This is a genomic window from Methanobrevibacter sp., assembly GCF_017409525.1.
Lineage (GTDB): Archaea > Methanobacteriota > Methanobacteria > Methanobacteriales > Methanobacteriaceae > Methanocatella.
The window spans coordinates 1-12,244 of record NZ_JAFQSO010000008.1 but is presented as its reverse complement, the minus strand read 5'-3'; the positions used below and the strand labels follow the sequence as shown (position 1 = coordinate 12,244).

Here is a 12,244-nt window from a genome sequence, read left to right as displayed (position 1 = left end):
AAACTAATTAGAATGCAATGCTTTGGAAGAACCCTCTAAATTGATAATTATTGTTATTCCAATTGGCAACGTTTCCAAGTGAATTTCTTGAACTTGTCGGATCGCCTACAATCCAGGTGTCGCCTATTAATACCTGAGTCCAGACATGGCCGTATGTTCCACTTGAGAATGTGCATGTCCCATGAGCATATCTTGCCGCAAGGCCCGCAGTTCTATACATGGCAACTAATAAGTGTGACTGGTCAACACAATTACCGTTTTTAACATTCAAAGTGCCGACAGCACCGTGTTGTGTGTTGTAATAGAAATTATAGTTAATTGAGTCACGCACATAGTTATAGATTGCAGTTGCCTTAGCCAAATCGGTAGTTAATCCTGAAGTAAGTGATTTCACTATTGATACAATTGCAGGGTCGTTAACTTGGCAATTGGTTGAAGCCGCTAAATATGGCTTCAAGTCTGTAATTGTGTTCTTTGTGTTTAAAGGAGAATCATAACTTGGTTTTGAATAAGTTTTGATAACTACATAGTTAGGCATAGCTGAGTTATCGCCATAAAATGCTACAACACGGGCAATGGCATATACCAATCCGTTATATCCTATGTTTCCTACAGCCGAACTCACTGAATCGGGCATCATTCCTTTTGAATTTGCTGTGCTTACAATGCTTTTTGCAACTGAAAGGTAGTCATATAAATTGCCCAGATTTGCTGCTGCCTGTGGATTGGCGGGATTGTTTACAGATTTCACGACAATATCTCCTTTGTTATTATTTTTTAGGTTAATGATTGCTTGTGATGCCATATACAAGTATGATGCAGTATTGTAAGTTACACCGCCAATTGTAACGGTATTTGGCAGTTCTCCATTGCCTTCTATGTATGATTTAACATTTTGTGATGCCTTAATGACTTCTTGCAATGTAACCTTGTCTGTAACGGTTATTGTAGATGTTCCAGAAGTAGAGCCGTCAGTATATGTGACTTTATATGTTCCTTTTTTAAGTCCAGATATTGGAAGGTTTGCAATTCCGTTGGCATCGGTCTGTACGGATTTTACATTATTGTTTAATGTAAATTTAACAGTTGCCCTCACTGGATTGTTCAGTGTGTCAAGTAATGTCACTGAGAATGTGGCGGGGGTATCTGCAGGCAATGTCATGTCACTGGCCCTAAACTTAGTGCCGTTAACTAATATGTTATTTGTTACTTTTTGAGCAGTATAAAGTGAAGTATCAACGATTTGGGTTGTGATTGGATATGATCCCATTGGTTCCCTAATGACTAATTTTGCAATTCCGTTTGCATCGGTGGTTACATTGGAAGTTTTTCCATTTAATGTAAATATGACTGTGATGTCCTTAATGCCTGCTCCAGTTTGGTTTTTAATTATTGCTTGGAAACTGGAACCTGAGTTGTATTTCACTACTGTATCTGCCGTATTTATATTTAGTTTTTGTTTGGATATGGTGATGCTGTTTGTTATAGTCTTGTAATCTTTAGAACCTAATTTTGAATAAACGCTTTTAACGGTATATGTTCCAGGATTTAAATCTCCAACTGCCAATTTAGCTATTCCTGCACTATCAGTTTTTGAAGTGGTTGTTTTTCCATTTAATGTAAATGTAATGGTTTTATTAACTAGAGCTTTTCCTGATGTGTCGGTTGCTTTAACTGAAAACATTGATCCGTCATTATACTGCATTTTCAAATTATTTGCAGTTAATTTGGTGGTTGAATCTTGAACATATAATGTTTTTGACCCTGAAACAGATTTATATTTGCTATTTCCACCATAGGAGTAACTAATTTTGTAAGTGCCTTTTGAAAGGGCAGGGATGGCAAGACTTGCTTTCCCATTTTTGTCTGTTGAAGCAGTTGTTTTTTTATAGTTGAATGTGAATTGAATTTTTGCATTGCTGATAGGAGTATTTTGCCCTGATTTTAAAGTAATTGAATAAGTATACTTGGTTTTAGGCGGTATGTATTCATTGTATGCAACAATCTTGGAACTGTCCTTATTAATTGTCAGTGTATTTGATGTTGTTTCTTTGGAATACGGATTATATGACTTAATGGTATACTTTCCTGGTGCAAGGTCTGTGCCTATTTGAGCAACACCCTTTGAATTGGTTTTAACGGCATATGTTTTTCCATTAATAATGATTTTAACAGTTGTATTTGATAGTCTATCGTTGTCTTTCCAAAATGTTGCCGTAAAATTCTTTTCGACTCCATATGTTTTTACAATATTTGCCCTATTTGTAATGGAGGATAGCACTTTTACCTTGCCTGAAAAGGAGCTTTTGGTGTATTTTGAATTCCCATTAAATTTGGCAGTCACGCTATAAGTTCCTATTTTTTGTGAAGCAGTTTTAACATATGCAGACCCATTAATGTCTGTAGTTGCAGAATAAGTTTTTCCATTAATTTTAAGAGTAATGGTTTTATTATTTAATAGATTTCCATCTTTATCTTGTAGAATAACCTTGAAAATCGTATTTGATTTGGAATAATGTGCTGAATCGACTGTTAATTTAGTGCTTGTTTTGGTTGTATTTGTTGAAGAAGCACCATTTGCTTGCACATTTGCATTATTTAAAGTATTATCATCAACAACACTTTCTAAACTTTTTTCTTCTAAATCTGCTGATGATAATTTATTCATTAATAAATTAGTATTTTCATTATTTGTTACATTATCTAATTCGGATGCATTAACTGCTCCTAATATTAAAAAGAACATTAAAACAACAGAGATAAATAATGCTGTCTTTTTAATCGAAATATTTACACCTTCTTTACTCTCATTATGAGTTCTTTTTGAATATGTAAAAAGTTTTTTTATATATTTATGTTAATATCTTTATATAAATGTTATTATGACTTAATTCGGAAAAAAAGATGGTTAAATAGGTTCTTTAAAAAATTTTTAAAAAGAGTTAGGAGTGTCTTTCCAGATAAGAAAAATTAATCAAGTCAAATAAACGCCCATTCCCATTGCGCTTATTTGATATCTGTCCCCGCCAAGACCAATTAATCCATATTCAATTTCCAAATCAACAACACCATTTCCTCCAGCTTCGCTGATAATTTTAGCCAATTTTATTAAAGAATCGTCTTTGCCTTTTTTAAGGTTTGTTAATGTGGTCATCTCAACTTTCTTCTGGTCGGAATTAACTAATCGTTTGTCTTTTTCAAGTATTATGTTTGCTTGGAATTGGCCTAAATTAACGATTTTCCGATCCATAACATCAGTACTTGTCATGAAAAAGAAATTTAATTCGTTGATTCTTTGATTGCTTTCCTCTTCATCAAAAGCTTTAACTACCTCAACTTCAACAACATGAGGTTTTTTCACAATGTATTTGTAATAGACATATTCAATGTTTCGTTTGAAGAATGATGTAACTCTGTTAAATATTCCTGAAAAGTAGGAGATTATTCCCAAACCTCCAACCATTATGATATAGTTTATCAATGTTGGGAAAGCGGATTGCAGAATCACGGCTAGTGAAATCGCTGTAATGGCATTCACTCCCAATGTCGGATTTTTTAAAATAAAACTGCAAAAAGTAGTATGAATGAACGTGATGAATGCACTGATTGCACCGATGTTTTGTCCTATAATTCTATTGGCCAATGCTGTTTCCACATAACCCGCAGACAGGGGCGCAAAAATCAAACCTAAATTCCAGCCAAAAATGGCGATATTGAAGTATAAAAATAGTCCATATACAAAAAGACCCGCTGCGCATCCTGTTGCAATGCAGAAAATTGCTTCCCTGATATATGCTATTTTTACTTCTCTTTCTCTAAAGTTCATGTTATTCGTATTTTACTGCGGTACCATAGGCGGTTACGAGAATTGTATTTCCCATGGTGCCTCCAAGATTGTCGTAAGAAATTTTAAGTCCAATAATAGCATTTGCACCTAAACTTTCAGCTTTCTTTTCCATACTCTCAAGCGCAATATCTCTTGCTTTTTCAAGTTCTTCCTGATATTTGCTTGTTCTTCCTCCAACCACATCGCGAACGCCGGAAAATAAATCCTTATAAATGTTGGATCCGATTAAGGACTCTCCAGTAACCAGTCCCTTATAGTCGATTATTTCTTTTGATTCCAGTGTATTTGCTGATGTTAAAATCATTTTATCCCTTTTTCATAAAGGTCATCACTGCCCAAATAATAATGAATATTGCAATGACTACATATAGTATAATTCTTGATTTTCTTCTTTGCGCTAATCTGGCATCCCAGACTTTTTGACAATCTGGTGAGCATACAAGTTCGTCTAAAGGTATTGGGGTTCCACAAATTGGACAATGTTTATGAGGTTCTACTGCCATGTTATTCATCTCCATTTATATTTTGAAAAATTCTTTAGTATTTTTATTAACTTGAGTTGCAAGTTCCTCTGCATCAATTCCCATGCAGATGGCAATTGTTTTGAGGATATGAGGCAAATATTTTGGTTCGTTTCTATTTTTTTTAGGCTTTTTGTCAAAGTTTTTAGGTATTAAAAATGGGGCATCAGTTTCAATCATTAATTTTTCAGGAGGTATAACACTTACAGCTTCTTGCAGGTCTCTACCTCTTTTCATATCACAAATCCATCCGGTAACACCGATGTAACAACCTAAATCTATATAGTTTTGAGCTTCTTGTTTTGTTCCAGTAAAACAGTGAACTACTGATTTTTCAACAACGCTGTCATGTCTTGATAATATTTTGTATAGGTCTTCATGTGCTTCTCTCTCATGTAGGAATAAAGGCATTTCTAATTTTTCAGCTATTTCTACTTGAGCTTCAAACCACTTTCTCTGCAAATCCTGTGGTGAAAAATTTCTATTGTAATCAAGGCCGCATTCTCCAATGGCTACAACACAATCATTTTTAGCTATTTTCTCCAATTCAAATGGAGTATGTCCATTACAGGTTTTTGCATCATGAGGATGCACTCCTGATGTGGAATATAATTCTCCTGGAAATTTTGAAGCGTATTCTGCTGCTATTTGACTAGAATGAACATTAGTGCCGGTGATAATAAACTGGGATACACCAACTTTTTTGGCTTCTTCAATGATTTCCACTCTGTCCTTTCTAAAGGAAGAATGCATTAGGTTCAATCCGATATCAATTAGGTTTTCCACTTTTTCACCTATTCATTAATAACTTTTGTTCCTATGTTTTCTCCATTAACGGCTTTAATTAAGTTTTCTGGTTCAAAACCATTAGTTATGATAGTTTCCAAATTGGATCTTTTAATCATTTGCACTGCTGTTGTGTCAAAGAATTCATAAGTTCCAGCTTTCACATCTTTGCCGCTTAAAAATTCAAGCAAATCTGTTGCTGTGATTTCAGGAACAAGTTTAGCATCATCAAATTTATTCGGATCTTTGGTATACATTCCATCAACAGATGTTAAATTAATAAGTTTATCTGCATTAATGTATTCTGCCAAAATTGCTGATACTGCATCAGTACTGTGTGCAGGTTCAGTTCCGCCCATAACAATAATTTTTCCACTAGCAGAAAACTCTAAAGCTTCTTGGAAATTGTGAGGGACTCTTTGATATGCTGCATCACCCAAAGCGGATAATAATAATTTTGCATTGATTCTTGTCACTTCAATTCCAATATCATCACATTGCGCTTCTCCAGCACCCAAATCACGAACTACTCCAATATATTCTCTTGCAGGTTTTCCTCCACCTACAACAACGAATAATTCATGGTCATGGGATAAATCTTTTAAAATAGCACTATATTCTTGGAATTTTTTACAATCATATTCTTTAAGTAAAATTGATCCTCCAATTGCAACAACTATTTTCATATATTCACCTATTATAATTTATTTATAATATGTTATTTAAATTTTAATTCAGTGCTGTAATTAGGGTGAATTTAATTGAATTTAGAAAATCAGATATATGTTAGAAAATCGTGTAGGAAATATCTGGATGATGAAATAGACATGGATTCCATCATTGATTTTATTTCCTCTGTTGAACCATTGAATGATGAAATTGAATTTTATTATAACATTTTGAGTTCTGATGAGGTTAATATTCGCAATCGTTGGAGCGCTCCATATTATCTGGCAATATATTCCGAGAAAAAAGGCAATTATCTTGAAAATGTTGGTTTTGTTTTCCAACAGGTTTCCCTTTTCATGCAGAGTATAGGAATTGGCAGCTGTTGGGATGGATTGGATTCGGTTAAAGTTAAGAATCCGGATTTTGTTATTCTAATCGCTTTTGGAAAATCTGAAAAGATGACTAGGGATATTTCCAATTTCAAAAGGAAAGATTTGTCTAAGATAAGTGATTTTGAAGATGACCTGTTAATTCCTGCACAACTTGCCCCATCGGCCATTAACTCACAACCATGGTTTTTTAAACATTCATCTGATGGTTTCGATGTGTATAGGGTAAAACAGAACATAGTTAAAAGGCAGCTTCTTAAGAGATGGAATCCTATCGATGTTGGAATTGCCTTGGCCCATATGTATGTTGCAAATAGAAATAGCTTTGAATTCAATATTAAAGATGATGTTGAAAAATTAAATGGCCATATTTATTGTGGCAGCATTAAAATTTAAAAAAAAATAAGTTTAGAGGATTATGCATCCTCTGAGATTAATCCTTTATATAATAATCCTGCAATCACTGCACCGATGATTGGGGCTAATATGAATACCCAAACTTGTTGCAATGCTTGGCCGCCTAAGAATAATGCAGGCGCTAAACTTCTAGCAGGGTTTACTGAAGTACCAGTTAATGGAATTCCCATGATGTGAACGAACGCAAGTGTTAAACCGATTACAATACCTGCAATAGTTCCATTCTCTGCTTTTTTGGTAACTCCAAGAACTGTAAATACAAATACGAAGGTTAAAATAATTTCTGTGATTATAGCTCCGATAACGTTAATGCCAACACTTGATGCAGAGCCAAATCCATTTTGACCTAATCCAGTTGCCATGTATCCTCCAAGGTTGGCGGAGTTGATAATGACTGCGAGTATTGCAATACCAATAATAGCTCCGATACATTGGAATACTATATACAGGAGTAGGTCTTTTGTTTCCATTCTTCCATCAATCCACATACCGATTGAAACAGCAGGGTTGATGTGACATCCTGAGATGTCTCCGATTACATATGCCATAGCAACTATAGACAAACCGAAAGCTAGTGCGATACCTACAGTACCCAATACAGAACCGGCTATAGCTGCACTTCCACAACCAAATAAAACAAGAACCATTGTTCCTATTAATTCTGCGATATATCTTTTCATAAATTTTCCTCGTTTATTAAATCTATTAAAATCTTCTTATTTTCTGATATCCTAGATATGCTAGGAATAATATAAATAAGATTAAAATGAATGGGAATGCTTTAAGCAATATTGAATCATTTACCTTATCGAATTTATATTCTTGTTCAAAATCCATATGTTCTGCATCTGTGTGGTTTTGAGTTATTTTTGCAAAGTTATAAACTAGATCATAGTATCCTATATGTGCCCCTTCGTATTCTATTGAGTCTGGGGCCTGTCCATTCTCATCCATATAATTTCTAACAATGCCTGCCATTTTCATATAATCATAGATGCTGTATGAATCTTTTACCATAAATGAGATTCCCATTGGATTTTCAGGGGCATCAAATGAACGGGGCATGTCCAGACCATTTCCATTCAAGTAAGAGCTTGTTTGATAAAGCAATTGTGGAGCAGTATAATTTCCGTATTCTCCGTTCATCTCTGTGTCGTTACTATTCAATAAAGCTTTACTTGCTTCTGCCATCTCTGCTGGAGAAATGGTGTTCCTCACAACTAAATTGTCGCTTAACATGGTGGTGTCGTTTGCATGTTCATTTGCAATGTCTACGATTTCTTGTGCAATTTGCTTGTTCATTTCTTCGTCATATTTGGCTAGATATCCATCGTCATTAAAATTATCTGGAAATTCTTCAACAGGCTGGATATAGTATATTCCTGCATTCTTAAGGAATGTTCCAGGGTCATGTATTCCCATGAAAGTTTCATTAGAGTAATTGTCATCCCATGCTCTTCTGAGGTAGTTACTATTGTTATTCAAATCATAACTGCCGATATTAATTAATATTATTTGTTTATCTGAATCTGCGCTGGCTTCTGCCAATTGCAGATAATTTCCTCCATCTGCTGCTGAAAGACATATGCTGATGTCGCTTGTTACCTGTATTGCTCGATATCCTTCTCCTGGTGCTGGGGCTTCGTTATCAACAATAACCTGAAGTTCTCCATCACTAATCTCTTCAATATACTCTTTGATGGAGTTTAATACCTTGACATCATTTTCATGGTCTATAATATTGTCTGAAGTTAAAAAAACAGTTCTAGATGCACTTACATCCTGAACAAGGGGGGCAACAATAAGTATTGCCAATAATAATATTGTAATTTGTTTTTTCATATCTCTTTACCTTGCATTTGATTAATATATAATTATCAACTTTTTAATTAAAATATTTTTTTCATAGTGGTTTATTAAATTTCTTTTTAAATCCAATATTTTTTAATTTTAATGATTTAAATTCCGTTTAAACCAAAAATTTAAATATATTTTAGTTTAATATCTATTTTGAGGATTTAGAATGATTATCTTTTATTTTAAATTAAATTTAATAGGTTTTAATAAAAATTTAATTTAGAGTAGTGGATTGGAATAACTGAATAATTTTTGTCAAAATATTTGCATGAAATTGTTTTGTTATAGATGGCTCTTGAAGCAAATCTCTAAGATTATTCATTTATTGTCAAATTCAATACAAATTATTATCTTTTTTAAAATAAAATTTGAAATAAAAAGTTTAATTGCTAATTAATAGTTTTTTGCTAATTAATAGTTTCATCATCGTCCTCGTAAAAGGTGATTTAAATGAAATATTGTCAAAAAATAGCTATTAGCAAGCATTTCCTAATTTCATTAATGTTTGTTGTTTTAATATTCACGGCATTTGGCGTTTGCATGGAAGATGCATGTGCTGTGGATTTAAATCAAAATGTCAGCGAAATTGGAAATGATTTAAATATTGAAGATAAAATTGGAAATTCTCATGAAAATGTTTTAGGTTCGAATTTAAATGAAGAGGATGTGGTAAGCGTAAGTCAGAATAATGAAGTTTTAGGTACTACTTATGAATTGTTAAATGGCGGAACATTCGCAAAGATTAGGGAAAAGGTTGCATTGGCGCAGCCTGGAGACACGATTAAGTTAAGCGGATATTTCCGCGCTGAAAAAGAAAATGATCATATAATTATAGATAAAAGGTTAAATATTGTTTCTGATTCCTTTGCAAACCTAAACGGTAAGGGCATCACCCATATTCTTGTCTTGCATGATGGAGCAGCGGGGTCGACAATTGAAAACTTGACTTTTGTAAATGCCTATCGAAATAGTTTGGCTGGCGCCATTCATATCATGGCGAGAAATGTACATATAAAGGGTTGCACCTTCAGAAATAACACGGCATATAAAGGAGGGGCAATAGCAACATTATATAATTCAGTCGATGCTGCAAACTTGGTTATTGAAGATTGTAAGTTCATTAGGAATCATGCAACTGCGGCTGCTGGTGCAGTTGCGGCGCATGGTGATAATACATGGATTAAAAATTGTATTTTTGATTCTAATGGAGTGTCCAGTGATATAGAGGAATACATTTATGGAGGGGCAATTCAAATTGGCCTTATGGATGAAGTGTCAAGAGGTTATGTGAACAACTGTAAGTTTATGAATAATTATGTCGAATCAATCCATACAAGATCTCATGGTGGTGCAGGCTGTGTTCGTGATGGAATTCAATATAAAAATTGTATTTTTATCAATAATTCCGCAGCGCAAGGGGGCGCTTTAACATACCATGCATCCGGTTTAATTAAAAATTGTACTTTCATCAATAATTCAGCAATTTATTATGGGGGTGCATTATCAACAGGTTTTTCATACAATGAGATGGATTTGGATATTGAAAAATGTAATTTTGAAGGCAATGTTGCTCCAATTGGAGGGGCTGTCCAACTAAATGGTTTAAATATAACCATCAAGAACTGTAATTTCAATAAGAATAATGCCTCTGAAATCGGGGGTGCAATAAATATTAATGCAGAAAATGTTGTAATCCAAAGTTCAGGTTTTGATGATAATGTTGCCAATGTTGATGGTGGAGCCGTTTATATCAAAGGAAAGAATACTTTAATAAAGGATTCTTCATTCATATCAAATGATGCAATACCGGATAAAGCCAAACTTGATGATGGTTTGGGAGGTGCAATCTATATTAATAGTACTGAAGCTATTGTTGAAAACAACGAGTTTTATTTCAACACAGCAAGAAACGGCAGTGCGATTTATTATGACAAATATGGAACCAAATTAAAATTAGTTGGCAATACATTATATCAAAATCAGGCATGGGTTTATCTGCTCCCGGTTTATGCTAAAGATATCTATTACGGAGAAGCTGAAAAAATTAGTTCCGTCATTCATGGAGGCAATAATATTGCGGAATATGGCAATTTAGCCGTTTCAAATGCAATCTATAATGCTGCAGATAACAGATATATTGAGATTGATGGTCAAACACCTGTTTTAGGCGCTACAACAAGCGGACATTTATACCAAGATGACCGCGAGTATAATATGGAAATATTATTGACTGTGGAACATGAAGATGGCACTGTTGTTTATAATAACACCTTAAATTCAAACTGTTTTGGAGAGGTAAGCAGTATCTTAAACAATTTAAAGGTGGGTAACTATGTTGTTACTGCAAGACATTTTGAAGACACATACTACAAAGCGATAACCAACACAACAACCTTTAAAGTCACTGCACAAGTCGATGATAAAATTAGAAAGTCAGTCAGTTCCGATGATATTAATTATGAGGATGTTGTAATTTGGACACTGAACATTACAAATAATGGTCCAAGCAATGCAACAGGCATTGTTGTAAGGGATGTTTTGCCTGAAGGATTAATTTATCTGGAAGATGATACTGGAGGCAAATATAATCCCGTCACTGGAGTATTGACAATTGGTTCATTGAAAGTGGGTGAAGTAATTATTGTAAACATTAAAACTTTGGTAAATAAAACAGGGGAAATTGTTAATAAGGCAAATGTCACTGCAAATGAATATGACTATAATTTGACAAATAATCATGACCAATCCAAAGTTGACGTTAATCCAGCTTGTGATTTGGCTGTTAAAAAAGTTGTCAATGCATCTGTAGTAAATATTGGCGATCTGGTTAAATGGACAGTCACTGTTTCTAATTTGGGCCCTGATGGTGCGACTGGTGTTGTTGTTCGTGATTTGCTTCCGGATTCTTTGATTTTTGTTGAATCCAGTGGTAATTATAATAGGAATACTGGTGTTTGGACCATTGGTAACTTGAATAAGGGAGCAAGCGTCAGTTTAGATATTGTTTGCAGAGTTAATGCAACAGGTTTAATTGAAAATGAGGTGTCAGTTTCAGGAAATGAATATGACTATGATGAAACAAACAATCAGGACGATGAAATCATTAGGGTTAATCCAGCCAGTGATTTGGCCATTGTTAAATTGGTTAATGCTAGTGTTGCTAATTATCATGATGTTGTTAAGTGGACTTTAGTCGTTACTAATAAAGGTCCTGATGCTGCTACTGGTGTTAGAATTTATGATGCTTTGCCTAGGGGTTTTGTTTATTTGAATTCCACTAGGCCTTTGGTCAATAATGAAATTGAAATCGGTAATCTTGCTGTTGGAGGAAGCGTTAATGTAGACATTTATACTAAGGTTGATATTACTGGCAGTTTTGTTAATGTTGCTACTGTTAGTGGAAATGAGTTTGACCAAGATTTGTCTAATAATCGGGCGGAAGTTCCTATTTTAGTTAAACCTGCAACTGATTTGGTTGTTGAAAAGTCTGTAAATGAATCCACTCCAAACTTAGGTGATTTGGTTAAATGGACAATTACTGTTTCTAATTTGGGTCCTGATGGTGCGACTGGTGTTGTTGTTCGTGATTTGCTTCCGGATTCTTTGATTTTTGTCGGATCCAGTGGTAATTATAATAGGGATACTGGTGTTTGGACTATTGGCAACTTAAATAAGGGGGCAAGCGTCAGTTTAGATATTACCTGTAGAGTTAATGCAACCGGTTTGATTGAAAATGAGGTATCTGTTTCAGGAAATGA

At 34.2% G+C, this 12,244-nt stretch carries 10 protein-coding genes; 2 read left to right on the top strand and 8 right to left on the bottom strand.

What is annotated here, in order from left to right:
* Positions 1-7 precede the first annotated feature (7 nt).
* The 6 genes from IJE64_RS03660 to pyrH all read right to left on the bottom strand — a co-directional run bounded on the left by IJE64_RS03660 (position 8) and on the right by pyrH (position 5,840).
* A complete protein-coding gene (locus tag IJE64_RS03660) occupies positions 8-2,746 on the bottom strand; it encodes an Ig-like domain-containing protein (protein WP_292782182.1) in 2,739 nt (912 codons plus the stop codon).
* A 228-nt stretch (positions 2,747-2,974) separates the two neighbouring features.
* Complete coding sequence (locus tag IJE64_RS03655) at positions 2,975-3,826, bottom strand: hypothetical protein (RefSeq protein ID WP_292782179.1); 852 nt, start codon at positions 3,824-3,826, stop codon at positions 2,975-2,977.
* Between the two features lies 1 nt (position 3,827).
* Positions 3,828-4,151, bottom strand: coding sequence for a YbjQ family protein (locus tag IJE64_RS03650; protein ID WP_292782176.1), 324 nt, complete (start codon positions 4,149-4,151; stop codon positions 3,828-3,830).
* A gap of 1 nt (position 4,152) precedes the next feature.
* Positions 4,153-4,350 carry a DUF2116 family Zn-ribbon domain-containing protein gene (locus tag IJE64_RS03645; protein ID WP_292782173.1) on the bottom strand — a complete coding sequence of 66 codons (198 nt, stop codon included), beginning with the start codon at positions 4,348-4,350 and terminating at the stop codon, positions 4,153-4,155.
* Between the two features lie 15 nt (positions 4,351-4,365).
* Positions 4,366-5,154, bottom strand: coding sequence for a TatD family hydrolase (locus IJE64_RS03640; RefSeq protein ID WP_292782170.1), 789 nt, complete (start codon positions 5,152-5,154; stop codon positions 4,366-4,368).
* An 8-nt stretch (positions 5,155-5,162) separates the two neighbouring features.
* Positions 5,163-5,840: a UMP kinase gene (gene pyrH / locus IJE64_RS03635; protein WP_292782167.1), complete on the bottom strand. Its 678-nt coding sequence runs from the start codon at positions 5,838-5,840 to the stop codon at positions 5,163-5,165.
* 75 nt (positions 5,841-5,915) lie between these two features.
* Between pyrH and IJE64_RS03630 the strand changes: the two genes are divergently transcribed.
* Positions 5,916-6,608, top strand: coding sequence for a nitroreductase family protein (locus IJE64_RS03630; protein ID WP_292782165.1), 693 nt, complete (start codon positions 5,916-5,918; stop codon positions 6,606-6,608).
* A gap of 20 nt (positions 6,609-6,628) precedes the next feature.
* Here IJE64_RS03630 and IJE64_RS03625 read toward each other — a convergent pair whose 3' ends face one another.
* Entirely contained in the window at positions 6,629-7,309 is a 681-nt protein-coding gene (locus IJE64_RS03625; RefSeq protein ID WP_292782162.1) for an MIP family channel protein, read from the bottom strand.
* A gap of 25 nt (positions 7,310-7,334) precedes the next feature.
* Positions 7,335-8,471: an adhesin gene (locus IJE64_RS03620; protein WP_292782159.1), complete on the bottom strand. Its 1,137-nt coding sequence runs from the start codon at positions 8,469-8,471 to the stop codon at positions 7,335-7,337.
* A 465-nt stretch (positions 8,472-8,936) separates the two neighbouring features.
* On the opposite strand from IJE64_RS03620, the gene IJE64_RS03615 reads away from it, so the two are divergent.
* Positions 8,937-12,244: hypothetical protein (locus tag IJE64_RS03615; RefSeq protein ID WP_292782154.1), on the top strand; the 3,308-nt coding region annotated here is incomplete at its 3' end.